Below are 12,711 nucleotides of genomic sequence, written 5' to 3' on the forward strand. Positions count from 1 at the left end.
ATATGCCCGCGCGGTCTTCTTAAGATCGCGCCATGCTGACCGCCCTTTGCGTTGCCAACTACCGCTCGCTGCGCCAACTGCGCCTGCCGCTGGGCCAGCTCACGCTGATCACCGGGCCGAATGGCAGCGGCAAGTCCAGCCTCTATCGCGCGCTGCGGCTGCTGGCGGACGCGGCGCAGAATCGCCTGCTGCCCTCGCTGGCGCTGGAGGGCGGCTTCACGTCGGCGCTGTGGGCCGGCCCGGAGGAGATCACCCGGGCCATGCGGGCCGGCGAGGTCCCCGTGCAGGGCGGCGCGCGCCGCGAGCCCGTGGCGCTGAAGCTGGGCATCGCGGCCGGGGACCTGAGCTATGCCATCGAGCTGGGCCTGCCGCATCCCAGCGGCTCGCTGTTTGCCCAGGACCCGCAGATCAAGCGCGAAGCCATCTGGGCCGGGCCCGTCTACCGGCCTGCCTCGGCCCTGGCAGAGCGCCGCAACGCCTTGCTGCAGCTGCGCGAAGGCCGTGGCTGGCAGGCTGTCGATGCGCCAGTGGCGAGCTTTGACAGCATGCTGTCCCAGCATGCCGACCCTTCGCAGGCGCCCGAGACCCTGCGCATGCGCGAGCGGCTGCGCGGCTGGCGCTTCTACGACAGCCTGCGCACCGATGCCGAGGCCCCCGCGCGGCGCGTGCGGCCGGGCACCTTCACGCCCGTGCTGGCGGGCGATGGCGCAGACCTGGCGGCGGCCTGGCAGACCATCCTCGAGATTGGCGATCGCGACGCCCTCGACACGGCGCTGGACGACGCCTTTCCCGGCGCCGCCGTGACCGTGCAGCGCGATGCCGGCGGCTTTCGGCTGGCCATGAGCCAGCCGGGCCTGCTGCGGCCGCTGGATGCAGCGGAACTCAGCGACGGCACGCTGCGCTATCTGATGCTGCTGGCAGCTCTCCTGAGCCCGCGGCCGCCCGAGCTGATGGCGCTGAACGAGCCCGAGAACAGCCTGCATCCCGACCTGCTGCCGGCGCTGGGCCGCCTCATCGCCGCCGCCAGCCGCCACAGCCAGCTCATCGTCGTCTCGCATGCGCGCCGCCTCATCGCGACGCTGGAGGAGCAGGAGGATTGCCGCAGCTGGGAGCTGGACAAGACGCTGGGCGAGACGAGCTTGAAAGGGCAGACCCTGTCGGACACGCCGCCCTGGCACTGGCCGGAACGCTGAGCGCCCAAAGAGAAGGCCCGACGCATGGCATCGGGCCTTCAGTCGTTGGCCTGCTGAGCGGCCTGTTGAGGCAACAGCTCCCGGCTTTCGACGCAACAACTCTAGGTGCTCGCGCTCGCTGCGGCCATCTCGCCGAGGCCGCGCCGGGGTGTAGGCCGCGGCCTACGCGTCAGAAGCTGTGCCTCATCCCCACGCCCAGGCCGGTCTGACTGCCACCCGCCACCGGCCCGCTGCCGGCGGCCGCGTTGGAGACACCCAGGGCCAGCGTGCCGTCGTTGTCGATGCGGCCGGCCGTGGCATAGACCGAGCTGCGCTTGGACAACGTGTAGACGCCACGCACGGCAAACAGCGTGGCCTGGTTGGCGGTGTTGCGGTAGTCGAGCCTGAAGACCTGGCCGTCCAGCGAGAAGGCCTGGCTGACGGGATAGCTGGCACCCAGATACCAGAGCTGGCTCTTGGGCGTGCTGGCGCTGGCTTCGTTCCTGCGATCGATGACGCCGGCCCCGAGCTTGACGGTGCCGAGCTTGACCCAGCCGGCCAAGGTGGAGCGGCGATCGGTCAGCGCGCTGCTGGTCAGGCCGGCGAAGGCGCCGGTGCCGCCGCGGATCTCGTCGACGGCGGCGGACAGGCCCCAGGTTGGCGCGTCGTACTTGGCCAGCGCCGACCACTGCCGGCAGGCCTTGGTGTCGCTGCCGTTCTCACCGGCGCAGTTGGTGCCCGAGGGGCTGGGGCCGGCGTTGACCGCATCTCGGCCGAAGCTGTAGGTGGCGCCGACGGTGAAGCCGTTGAAAGTGCCGCGGTAGGCCAGTGCGTTGTCGACCCGCGAATTGGGCAAATAGCTGTCCAGCGAGCCGGAGCCGAACATGGCCGGGCCGAGGAGGTCGGCGTCCAGCTGCGACCAGAACAGCATGGAGTACTGGCGGCCCAGCGAGACCGTGCCCCAACTGCCCTGCAGGCCAACGAAGACCTGGCGGCCCCAGGCGCGGCCGCCCTGGTTCAGCGTGCCGCTGTCCACGCCCAGGCCCTGCTCCAGCGTGAAGACGGCCTTGAGGCCGTCGCCGAGGTCCTCGGTGCCGCGAAAGCCCAGGCGCGACGGCGAGATGCCGCCGGTCAGGCCCGGCACGCGCGTGAGGCTGGCGCTGTTGGCGCCGACATTGCTGAGGTGCTCCACGGCGGCATCGAGGATGCCGTAGATGGTGACGTTGGTCTGGGCCTGGGCGCCGGCGGCCAGGGCCAGGGCGGACAGCGCGATTGCTTGCTTGATCATGGGTTGGTCTCCTCGTTGTGGTTGGTGGGCGGGATCAGGAGTTCTTGTTCCAGTCCAGCGGGCCGGCCTCTTTGCCGGCGACGGAATACAGGGCCTGGGTGTTGCGCGTGCGCTGGAAGGCCTCCAGCGACTCGCCGCGCATGGCGGCGTAGATGTGCAGGTTGGACACGCCGATGACGGCGCCGAGCTTTTCCAGCATGAAGAAGATGGCGCCGTAGTGGATGAGGCCGCGCCAGTCGCGGCGGCGCACCAGGTCGCGCTCGGTGCTGCTCAGGTTGGCCTGCTCGAAAGCCGTTTCCTCGTCGGCCAGGAAGGCGGCGCGGAACTCGGGCCGCACCAGGCCGTGCAGGAAGCGGTTCAGCCGGTAGCCCTTGACGCTGCGCTCCAGCGTGAAGGGGTAGGTGCCGGGCAGGGCCTCGGCACCGCTCAGTTGCTCGGCCATGCGGGCGCGGTGGCGTCGCAGCACGGCAGGCGGCAAGGCCTGTTCAACCGGCTCGTAGATGGCCGTCGCGATGCCCGTCATGGACGGCAAGGTGTAGTCACGGTGCAGGCACCTGATCTGGGCCGCCAGCGCGCCGCGCATGACCAGCCACATGATGACCTCCGAGCCCTCGAAGCCGCCCAGTTCCGCGTACTCCGCATGGGCCATGTCGGCCAGCGCCTCGGGGTCGCGCTCGAAGAGGTCGAGGAAGCGCGCGTCCCAGTCGGTGTTGTTGAAGCCGGCGCGTTCGCCGTGGACCTGGTGGGACAGGCCGCCGGTGGCGACGATGGCGACCCGCAAGTCCTCGGGATAGCTTTCGATGGCGCGGCGCAGCGCCTGGCCGAGCTTGTAGCAACGCCGCGCGCTCGGGATGGGGAACTGCAGTACGCCCATCTGCAGCGGCACGAGCTGCACGGGCCATGCCGGCTTGTGGGGACACATCACCGATAGCGGCGAGAAGCAGCCATGGTCCAGCCCGCGGTCCTGGAAGAAGGATAGGTCGAACTCCTCCGTCATCAGCGACTGGCCGATGTGGGCGGCCAGCCGCGGATGGCCCTGGATGGCCGGCAGGTCGCGCGCGCCGCCCCCCTCATCAGCCACCGCCCAGCGCTCGCCCACGCCCAGGGCGAAGGCCGAGTAGTGGTCGAAGAAGAAGGAGGTGACGTGGTCGTTGTAGACCAGCAGCAGCACGTCGGGCTTGCGCTCGGCGAGCCACTGCTGCACCGGCGCGAAGGCCTGGAAGATGGGCGCCCAGGCCGGGTCGTCCTGCTTGTCGCGATCGAAGGCAAAGCCGATGGTCGGCGTATGGGAGGCGGCGATGCCGCCGATGATCTGGGCCATGTCAGGTGCTGCTCAGGGATTGGCGTCCAGCTTGGCCTTGATCCAGGCAAAGGCTTCCTGCACGTCGTAGTTGCCGCTGTGGCCGACCAGATAGGGCAGCTTGAAGTTCACGTCCTTGATCGACGCGTCGTTCCTGATCGCGTGGTACAGCAGGGTCTGCATCGCGAAGGCCGTGTCGCGGTCCACCATGCCGTGGCGCACATACCAGTAGGGCGCGCTGTCGGCAGCGGTACCGAGGTAGGCCAGCGGGTTGATGAGCTTGAGCTGGGTGTTCAGCGTCGTCGTGGTCAGCGCCGTGTACTGGTTCCAGGACAAACCCGTGTCGTCGGTGCCGGAGGCATCGCCGGTGGCGGCGTTGTTGTTCCAGCTCCACTCGGTGAAATTGGCATAGCGCGTGTTTGCGGTGCCGAAGAGATTGGTCTCGCCGCTGACATTCCAGGCGCCCGTCGTCGCGCTCCTGTTGCCGGTGACGCCGACGGCGTCGAAGGCCACCACCGTCTTCAGCGCCTGGTTGGCGGCGACGTAGCTGACGAACCTGGCGTAGTCGATGCTCGCCACCGTCGTGCCATTGAGCGTGAGCCAGTCGTTGGGGAGTGTCGCGCGCGCCGTCACGAAGTTGCCGCCCAGGGCCGGCACCGCCGTACCCTTGGCGATCTGGCGCTCGATCTCGGCCTTGATGAAGGCCTGGGTGCTGTCGCGCAGGCCCTGGGCCGTCAGCGCCGCGCCGGCCTCGTTCTTCAGGCCGAGGCTGCTCACATAGGCGGTAAACCGGGCGGCAATGGCCGTGGACGCCGCGGGCTGCAGGCCGGTCGTATAAGCCACGCCGCCGAGGGCGCCGGTGTTCTTGTCGCTGCGCGCGGCGGTGTACTCGTATTCGTAGCCGGCGTCGGCATTGCCGAGGTTGTTGATGGGGCAGTAGGCGACCGCCGCGAACACATCGTCCTTGATCGTGCTCGCGAGCGTGGCGCCCGAACCCTTGAGGCCGGCGGCGCCGACCTCGTCGAGGAAGGGCAGGTAGTCCGAGCTATTGCCGCTGGCGGCCACCGCCGACGTCAGGCCACCGCCACCGCTGGTGCCGGTGACGATGAGGCGTTCGGCCGAGCCGGGCATCAGCGCGTCGTTCAGGCGCAGATAGCGGATGGCGGCCTTGGCATCGACGACAGGCGCGGGCGCCTTGCCGGTGAAGCGGCCATCCTCGGCCACCGCGCCACCGCGGCTGCGGGTGCCGACGTTGACGAAGACATAGCCGGCCTTCAGCGCCGCGCCGACGTTGTCGGTGTCGCTGGTGCTGACGAACTTGGCGCCTTCGGTGATCGTGGTCGACACCGGGCTGGCCCACCAGCCGCCGTTGTTGACGAGGAAGTACAGGGCGGTCTTCTGGTCGGCGACCCGGTCCTCCGGCACCGAGACGATCATGGTCTGGTAGGCGTAGGGGTCGGCCAGCGTCACCGTGCTGCCGCCGCCCAGGCCCGCCTGGGTCAGCAGCATCTTGACGGGCTTGGCGACGTAGACGATGCGGTGCTGGCGCAGCTTGACGGCGGCGCCGTCGACGCTGACGGTGACTGTCGTGTACTTGCTGGCGTCGAATTTCAGCGCTTCGTCCTCGGCATCGACGACGGCGGCCGCCGGCGCAGGCGGCACGGGATCGGGGTTGCTGCCGCCGCAGGCCGCGGGCAGTACGGCGGCGCATGCGAGGGCGATCTTCAACGCCAACGGGTGGCGCTCGAACAAGGGTTTCATGTCGTGTCTCCGGATGGGGTGTTCAGCGCGTCGCGGCGTGCTTGGAAATCAAGGCCTTGGCGTCGTCGAGCAACCTGGCGCCGGCCAATCCCTTGGCGTCCATGTCCTTGACCCAGTCGGCGGCCAGCTTGTTGCCGAGCTGCTTCCAGCCGGCCAGTTCGCTCGCCGGGATCACGTTGACGGAAGCCGGTGCCACCAGCTTCTTGCCCTCGTGGTCGGCCTGCAGAAAGGCCTTGCCGATCTGCCCCGACAGCGCCGGGCCGCTGTTGTTGTCGATGACCTTCTTCAGGTCGGCCGGCAGCGATTCGTACCTGGCCTTGTTCATCGCGAAGATGAAGGTCGACGTGTAGAACGCCGGCTCGGCCGGGTCGGTCTCGGAGTGGTACTTGGACAGCTCCTGCAGCTTGACCGAGGGCACCACTTCATAGGGCACGACGGCGCCGTCGATGACGCCCTTGGACAGCGCATCACCCACCTGGGGCACCGGCATGCTGACCGGCGTGGCGCCCAGCATGGCGATGAACTTGTTGGTCATGCGCGTGGGGGCACGCAGCTTGAGGCCGCGCAGGTCGGCCATGCTCTTCACCGGCTTGCCGGCCATGTGGAAGACGCCGTCGCCATGCACATGGAAGGCCAGTGGCTTGACGTCCTTGAACTCCGTCTGGCCGTGCAGCTGCACGTAGTCCCACAGCGCCTTGCTGGTGGCCTCGGGGCTTTGCATCATGAAGGGCAGCTCGAAGGCCTCGACCGAGGGGAAGCGGCCGGCGGTGTAGCCGGGCAGGGTCCAGACCACATCGGCCACGCCGTCGCGCACCTGGTCGAAGAGCTGGGGCGGCGTGCCGCCGAGCTGCATCGACGGATACAGCTGGCACTTCATGCGCTGGCTGGACTCCTTGGCGATCCGCTCGCACCAGGGCTGGATGAACAGCGTGCTGGCGAAGGAGCCGATCGGCAGGAAGAAGTGCACTTTCAGCGTGACGTCCTGGGCCTGTGCGGGCAATGCGGCGGCTGCAACCAGGCCGCAAGCGGCCAGGAAGTTGAGTTTCATGTTGTCTCCGGGTTCTAGGTCAGCAGATGCACGAGCCAGAGGGCCGTGGCGGGGAACGCGATCAGCAGCGACAGGCGCAGGCCGTCGGTGATCAGGAAGGGCACGACGCCCTTGTAGGTCTCGACCATGGGCACGTCGCGCGCCAGGCCGTTCATGATGTAGACGTTGAGTCCCACGGGCGGGAAGATCATGCCGATCTCGCACACCGTCAGAATCAAGATGCCGAACCACAGCGCCTTGTCGGCGGGGCCGAGGCCGAAGAAGTCCATGCCCATGATGACGGGGAAGAGGGTGGGCACGGTGAGCAGGATCATGCTCATCTCGTCCATCACGCAGCCGAGGACGACGTAGAAGACCATCACGCCGGCCATCACCAAGAGCGGCGAGATCTGCAGGTGGCTGACGACATCGGCCAGCTGCGCCGGCAGCTGCGACAGCGCCAGGGCGGCGTTGATCATGTCGGCGCCGATGAAGATCAGGAAGATCATGCCGCTGGTCTGGGCCGTCGTTCGCACCGCGGCGACGAACTTCTCGCGGTCCATCTCGCGGCGCAGCAGCGTGATGGCGCAGGTCAGCACATTGCCGATGGCCGCGCCCTCCGTCGCCGTGAACAGGCCGCCATAGATGCCGCCGAAGACGACGCCGAAGATCGCGACGATGGGCCAGACCTTGAGCGCCGCGCCGACGACCTCCTCGCGAGATGCAGCCTGGGCGGCGGGCGCGTCCTGCGGGTTGAGCCTCACCATGACGGCGATTGCCGCGATGTAGCCGAGGGCCGCGATCAACGCCGGTACATAGGCGGCCAAGAACATCTTGGTGATGTTCTGCTCGGTCAGGATGGCATAGACCATCAGCGTGACCGAGGGCGGCAGCAGCACGCCCATGGTGCCGCCGGTGGCGAGCGCCGCGGTGGCCAGGCGCCCCGAGTAGCCGATGCGGCGCATCTGCGGATAGGCGACCTGGGCGATGGTGGCCGTGGTCGCGACCGTCGAGCCAGAGATCGAGCCGAAGGCCGCGCAGGCCAGCACACCGGCCATGGCCATGCCACCGCGGAAGCGCCCGAGCAGCGCGTTGGCGAAGTCGAACAGCGCCTTGGACAGGCCGCCCTGCACGGCGACTGCCCCCATCAGCATGAAGAGGGGAATGACGGACAGGTCGTAGACCGACACGCGGCCGTAGACGGCGCCCTTCAGATGGGCCAGCAGCGGGTCCAGTCCCGACAGGAAGACATAGCCGATGGCGCCGGGCACGAACATCGCGATGGCGATGGGCACGCGCACGGCCATCAGCACCAGCATGGCGCCGAACATCGAAAGGCCAATGGACATCGTGCTCATGCCACCACCTGCCCACGCAGCAGCGAGGCTGACTGCACCGTGCCGATGACGACGCAAAGGACCAGGCCCGGCAGCATCAGCAGATAGGGCATCCACAGCGGCAGGTCCATCAGCATGGAGCGCTCCTGCGAGGCGTGCATGGCGATGCCGCCGGCGGCGACACGCCAGGTGATGAGGGCCAGCACCGCCGTGTAGAGCAGGGTGCCGAAGGCGTCCATCCAGCGCTGCGTGCTGGCGCGGGCGCCGGTGGTGAAGAAGTCGACGATGAGATTGGCGCGGCGGAACTGCGTGTAGGGCAGGAAGCTCGCGACCACGATGGCGCCGCCGAGCTGCACCAGCTCGACATCGCCGAGGATGGGGTGGGCAAAGAAGGCGCGGCCGACGACGCTGACCGTCGTCATCAGTGCAACGGCGCTGAGCACCAGGGCGCCGAGTGCGGCGCTCGCGTCGCAAAGCCATTCCAATCGGCGCAGCAGCAGCGGCTGCGCGCCGGAGGGTAGTGAATCCAACGATGTCTCCTCGCGTGGCCGCTGCGATGGCGGCAATCTCTCTGACGTGACTTGATCCAGGTCAAGCTGCGGCGCAGTCTAGGAATCGGGTCTTGCCGCCAGAAGATGCTGTGCGAGGGGGCGTGATAACCGCTCGTTATCATCAGCCCGTGAAATTGACAAATCTTCGCGCGCTGGTCGCCGCCATCGAGCAGGGCAGCCTGCGCGCGGCGGCACGGCAGATCGGGGTGTCACAGCCCGCGCTGACCAAGATGATCCGCGAGCTGGAGCGCGAGCTGGCGACCACGCTGCTGCTGCGCTCCACGACCGGCGTGCTGGCCACCGCCCAGGGCATGGTGCTCTATGAAAGAGCCATCGCCGCCGACCGCGAACTCACGCAGGCCGTGGACCAGATCCAGCAGCTCGGCGGCCGCATGACGGGCACGCTGTCGATCGGCGCGGTGCCGCTGGCCGTCATGCTGCTGGTGCCCGAAACCCTGCGCACCTTCGGCCGCGAGTTCCCCGACATCCAGCTGCGCATCAGCGAAGAGCTTTACATCGCGCAACTGACGCGGCTGCGCAAGGGCGAGGTCGATATCGCGCTGGGCCCCTTGCCCGAGCATCTGCCGCAGGGCGAGTTCGTCGTGGAGACGCTGATGCCCATCGACATGGTCATCGTCGTGCGCCGCGGCAACCCGCTGGCGCGGGCGCGTCGCCTGGCCGACCTGGCCGAGGCGCCCTGGGTCTACACCGGAGCGACGGCCGATGCCGGCTATGCCCGGACGCTGTACGAGAGCCATGGCCTGAAGCCGCCGCCGGCCGGCGCCCTCGTCAACTCGACGCTGGGCCTGCTGTCCATCATCGCCAGCGGCAACTGCGTGGGTCTGCTGCCGCGCCAGATCGCCATGCATCCCTTCGCCGGGCAGCACCTGGAGATCGTCGCGGTGCAGGAGGGCGCCTTGAAGCTGAACCTGGTGGCGCTGGCGCGCGCCGACGCGGCGATCAAGCCCAGCGTGCGCCATTTCCTCGCCCATCTGCATCGCGCCGCCCACCACCTGACGACCAGCACCGCGGCCTGATCAGTGGACAGCCTCATGCCGCAAAGGCATAGCAGCTAGCGCCGCCCCGCGCTTGGCGCAGCGCCGGCCGCACCACAAGATCGCGGCACCTTGGCGCTGGGCCCGTCCCATGCCTGAACAGGAGACAAGCGAGATGACGAGCATGGAAGAGTCGCGCCGCGCGGTGTTGGGCTATCTGGGGTCGTTGCTGGCCGCAGGCACCGTTGGGCCAGCTTGGGCGGCCGATGCCGCAAGGCAGACGCGCATCCTGACGCCTTTCCCGGCAGGCGCCGGCCCGGAGGCTGTGCTGCGCGTGCTGGCCGAGAAGCTGCAAAGGCGCTGGAGCCAGCCGGTCATCGTCGAGAACCGGCCCGGCGGCAACGGCTTCATCGCCATCGACGCCTTCAAGCGCGGCGCCGCCGACGGCAGCGAGCTGATCCAGCTCGACAACGTCCACTTGGTGGCCTACCCGCATCTGTTCAAGAAGCTGCCCTACGACCCGGCCCGCGACTTCGAGCCGCTGGCGCCGCTGTTCCGCACCTATTTCTTCGTCGCCGTGGCGGCCAACAGCCCCTACAAGACGGTGGGCGACATCCTGGCCGACGCCAGGGCCCGCCCCGGCCAGCTGAACTACGGCTCCTGGTCGGTGGGCAATCCGGTCCATCTGGGCTCGGCCCTGTTGGAGGCCATGAGCGGCACGCAGATGCAGCACGTCATCTACAAGGAGACCTCGCTGCTCTATACCGGCGTGGCCAACGGGGAGCTGAGCTTCGCGCTGGGCTCGCTGGCGACGGCCGGGCCGCTGCAGCGCGCCGGCAAGCTGAGGTTCATCGCCGTCACGGCGCCCAAGCGGCATCCGGCCTTCCCGGACCTGCCGACGGTGGCCGAATCCCAGGGCCCGGCGGGCTACGAGGTAACGGGCTGGACGACCATCGCCGCACCGCGCGCCGTGCCCAAGGCCGTGGCCGACAAGCTGCGCCAGGACCTCGAGGCCGCGCTGGCCGAGCCCGATATCAAGGACCGTTATGCGGCCCTGGGCTACGAGCCCTTCCCGGTCACGCGCGAGCAATTTGCGGCTTTCGTCGCGGCCGAGTCGGCCAAGTACGCCGGCGTCATCAAGCGCGCCAACGCCTCACTGGACTAGCCGGTCGCGCTGCGCCAGCGCCGGGAAGAGCTTGAACCACAGCGCGACGACGGCCAGCGTGCCGATGCCGCCGAGCAGCACCGAGCCCACCGGGCCGAGCAGGGCGGCCGTGGCGCCGGATTCGAACTCGCCCAGCTGGTTGCTCGCGCCGATGAAGACCGAGTTCACCGCGCCGACGCGGCCGCGCATCTCGTCCGGGGTTTCGAGCTGCACCAGGGACTGGCGGATGACGACGCTGAACATGTCGGCCGCGCCGCTGATGGCCAGCACGATGAAGGCGACCAGGAAGGACCGCGTCAGCGCGAAGGCGATCATGCTCAGGCCGAACACGGCCACGGCGCCCAGCAGCCAGTGGCCGGCCCGGCGCGCGATGGGGTGGCGGGCCAGCCAGACGCCGACGACGACGGCGCCTAACGCAGGGGCCGAGCGCAGCAGGCCCAGGCCCTCGGGGCCGGTGTGCAGGATGTCCTTGGCGAAGATGGGCAGCAGGGCCGTCGCGCCGCCGAGCAGCACGGCGAACAGGTCCAGCGAGATGGCGCCGAGCACGACGGGGCGCTGCCAGATGAAGCGGATGCCGGCCGTCAGCTGGGCGAGGTCGGGCGCCGCGCGGCGCGGCTGGGCGGCGCGGTGGCGGATGGTCAGCACGCTGGCGATGGCGCTGGCCAGCAGCAGCAGCGAGACGCCATAGACGATGGCCGCACCCCAATGCGCCGCGTCGCCGCGGGCGGCCGCGCCCGTCGCCCAGGGGCCGAGGGCGTAGAGGGCGCCGCCCAGGGCCGGGCCCGCGATGATGGAGACCTGCATCGTCGAGCTCGCCGCGGCCACCGCGCGCGGCAGCAGCTCGGGCGGCACCAGGGTCGGCATCAGGGCCTGCTGCGAGGGCATCTGCAGCGCGCGGGCGCAACCCAGCAGCACGGACAGCAGCAGGATCATGTTCGGCCCCACCCAGGCGCCGGCGCTGCCCAGGGTCAGGAAGGCCGCCGCGACGAGCTGCAGCCCCAGGCTGGCGGCCAGCAGCAGGCGCCGGTCATGCTGGTCCACGACATGCCCGGCGGGCAGCGTCAGCAGCAGGGCGGGAAGGAACTGCGCGAGGCCGACCAGGCCCAGGTCCCAGGCGCTGGCGGTCAGGTCGTACATCTGCCAGCCCAGGGCCACCATCAGCATCTGGTTGGCCGCGCCGCCGGTCACGCGGGCGGCCAGCAGGTGCAGGTAGTCGCGCTGGTCGCGCAGGCGGGCGGGCACGCCGGGGAGAGCTTGCGAAATATTCATCCGGCCGAGAGTCTAAGGACGTCGGCCCCGGTGGCGCTTCAAGGCCTGCGCGGCGGCTTGCAGCTGTCGGCGATGCGCGTCCAGCGCTCGGTCAGCGTCGTGGCCCAGAGCACGCCACCTCCGCCACCCTGGGCGGCCTGCAGCGCCGCCAGCTGCTGGCGCGCCTCGGCCGCCTGTTCCGGCGTGCCGTTGCGGATGGTCTCGTGGATCTTCTCGTAGACCGGTGCCATGGCGTCAGCCCGTTGCTGGGCCGAAGGCAGCGCGGCGATGGCCGCGCGGGCCGTGGCCGCCTCGGCGGGCGACAGGCCTTTCTCGACCAGGGCCAGCGTGGCCGCGGGATCGCCGCCGCCAACGCCTGGCGCCGGCGTGAAACTCATCTGCCTTTCCCAGGTCCTGGCGTCGATCTGCTTCCAGCGTTCCTGCAGCCGTCCGGCCTGGCATTCGGCATGCAGTTCGGCACCGCCCTGGGCCGGCCACCAGCGCGTCCTGCAGCGGTCGGGCATCTGGTTCGGCGATACGGAGACGCCCGACACGCACCAGGTCACCGGCTCCGTGCCCGCATAGGTCTGCTGATGCGAACGGCCGCCGGCCAGCGTGGTGACGACGCGGTTGCCATTGCTGCCGTCCCAGCGCTCGATGCGCTCGGCCAGCAGGGGGCCGCTGCCGCTGCGCAGATGGGCTTCGCCGTCGATGCGGTAGTTGCCGGGCGAGGGCAGGGGGGATGCGGCGCCGCAGGTCGCGGCCAGGGAGAAAAGGATCGGCGGCAGGCGCCGCGCAAGCGGATGGGGCATCGGGTGCACTCTACGCAAGCCGGCGGGCGCGACCATCCCTTGAAGGCGCCGGCGT

General features: G+C 69.4%; 11 protein-coding genes. 3 read left to right on the forward strand and 8 right to left on the reverse strand.

Annotated elements, in window-relative coordinates; genetic code table 11:
- The first annotated feature begins 32 nt into the window (after window positions 1–32).
- The gene (locus AC07OY_RS05505; RefSeq protein ID WP_495041508.1) at window positions 33–1,193 is read left to right on the forward strand and encodes an AAA family ATPase; all 1,161 of its coding nucleotides are present in this window, start codon (window positions 33–35) and stop codon (window positions 1,191–1,193) included.
- Between the two features lie 169 nt (window positions 1,194–1,362).
- On the opposite strand, the gene AC07OY_RS05510 is transcribed toward AC07OY_RS05505, so the two are convergent.
- The 6 genes from AC07OY_RS05510 to AC07OY_RS05535 are packed head-to-tail and all read right to left on the reverse strand — an operon-like array spanning window position 1,363 to window position 8,415.
- Window positions 1,363–2,460, reverse strand: a complete 1,098-nt coding sequence (locus AC07OY_RS05510) for a porin (RefSeq protein WP_495041509.1) — start codon at window positions 2,458–2,460, stop codon at window positions 1,363–1,365.
- A 34-nt stretch (window positions 2,461–2,494) separates the two neighbouring features.
- On the reverse strand, window positions 2,495–3,781 hold the full coding sequence (locus AC07OY_RS05515; protein WP_495041510.1) for a gallate dioxygenase: 1,287 nt from the start codon (window positions 3,779–3,781) through the stop codon (window positions 2,495–2,497).
- Between the two features lie 12 nt (window positions 3,782–3,793).
- Window positions 3,794–5,521 carry a subtype B tannase gene (locus tag AC07OY_RS05520; protein WP_495041511.1) on the reverse strand — a complete coding sequence of 576 codons (1,728 nt, stop codon included), beginning with the start codon at window positions 5,519–5,521 and terminating at the stop codon, window positions 3,794–3,796.
- A 22-nt stretch (window positions 5,522–5,543) separates the two neighbouring features.
- Window positions 5,544–6,569 carry a TRAP transporter substrate-binding protein gene (locus tag AC07OY_RS05525; RefSeq protein ID WP_495041512.1) on the reverse strand — a complete coding sequence of 342 codons (1,026 nt, stop codon included), beginning with the start codon at window positions 6,567–6,569 and terminating at the stop codon, window positions 5,544–5,546.
- Window positions 6,570–6,583: 14 nt separating this feature from the next.
- Entirely contained in the window at window positions 6,584–7,906 is a 1,323-nt protein-coding gene (locus tag AC07OY_RS05530; protein ID WP_495041513.1) for a TRAP transporter large permease, read from the reverse strand.
- On the reverse strand, window positions 7,903–8,415 hold the full coding sequence (locus AC07OY_RS05535) for a TRAP transporter small permease (RefSeq protein WP_495041514.1): 513 nt from the start codon (window positions 8,413–8,415) through the stop codon (window positions 7,903–7,905). Before AC07OY_RS05535 ends, AC07OY_RS05530 begins: the two co-directional genes overlap by 4 nt.
- A gap of 149 nt (window positions 8,416–8,564) precedes the next feature.
- On the opposite strand from AC07OY_RS05535, the gene AC07OY_RS05540 reads away from it, so the two are divergent.
- Window positions 8,565–9,473 (forward strand): LysR family transcriptional regulator, encoded by a 909-nt coding sequence (locus AC07OY_RS05540; protein WP_495041515.1) that lies wholly within the window; start codon window positions 8,565–8,567, stop codon window positions 9,471–9,473.
- A gap of 133 nt (window positions 9,474–9,606) precedes the next feature.
- Complete coding sequence (locus AC07OY_RS05545; protein ID WP_495041516.1) at window positions 9,607–10,596, forward strand: Bug family tripartite tricarboxylate transporter substrate binding protein; 990 nt, start codon at window positions 9,607–9,609, stop codon at window positions 10,594–10,596.
- On the opposite strand, the gene AC07OY_RS05550 is transcribed toward AC07OY_RS05545, so the two are convergent.
- Window positions 10,585–11,865, reverse strand: a complete 1,281-nt coding sequence (locus AC07OY_RS05550) for an MFS transporter (protein WP_495041517.1) — start codon at window positions 11,863–11,865, stop codon at window positions 10,585–10,587. The two genes, AC07OY_RS05545 and AC07OY_RS05550, sit on opposite strands and share 12 nt — an antisense overlap.
- Window positions 11,866–11,903: 38 nt before the next feature.
- Complete coding sequence (locus AC07OY_RS05555; protein WP_495041518.1) at window positions 11,904–12,656, reverse strand: hypothetical protein; 753 nt, start codon at window positions 12,654–12,656, stop codon at window positions 11,904–11,906.
- Between the last annotated feature and the right edge of the window lie 55 nt (window positions 12,657–12,711).

This window comes from Roseateles sp. GW821-FHT09H10, from assembly GCF_059415865.1.

Coding starts and splice junctions, on each gene's coding strand:
- AC07OY_RS05550 (WP_495041517.1), bottom strand. CDS start 11,865: ATGAATATTTCGCAAGCTCTCCCCGGCGTGCCCGCCCGCCTGCGCGAC.
- AC07OY_RS05520 (WP_495041511.1), bottom strand. CDS start 5,521: ATGAAACCCTTGTTCGAGCGCCACCCGTTGGCGTTGAAGATCGCCCTC.
- AC07OY_RS05525 (WP_495041512.1), bottom strand. CDS start 6,569: ATGAAACTCAACTTCCTGGCCGCTTGCGGCCTGGTTGCAGCCGCCGCA.
- AC07OY_RS05555 (WP_495041518.1), bottom strand. CDS start 12,656: ATGCCCCATCCGCTTGCGCGGCGCCTGCCGCCGATCCTTTTCTCCCTG.
- AC07OY_RS05505 (WP_495041508.1), top strand. CDS start 33: ATGCTGACCGCCCTTTGCGTTGCCAACTACCGCTCGCTGCGCCAACTG.
- AC07OY_RS05530 (WP_495041513.1), bottom strand. CDS start 7,906: ATGAGCACGATGTCCATTGGCCTTTCGATGTTCGGCGCCATGCTGGTG.
- AC07OY_RS05545 (WP_495041516.1), top strand. CDS start 9,607: ATGACGAGCATGGAAGAGTCGCGCCGCGCGGTGTTGGGCTATCTGGGG.
- AC07OY_RS05515 (WP_495041510.1), bottom strand. CDS start 3,781: ATGGCCCAGATCATCGGCGGCATCGCCGCCTCCCATACGCCGACCATC.
- AC07OY_RS05510 (WP_495041509.1), bottom strand. CDS start 2,460: ATGATCAAGCAAGCAATCGCGCTGTCCGCCCTGGCCCTGGCCGCCGGC.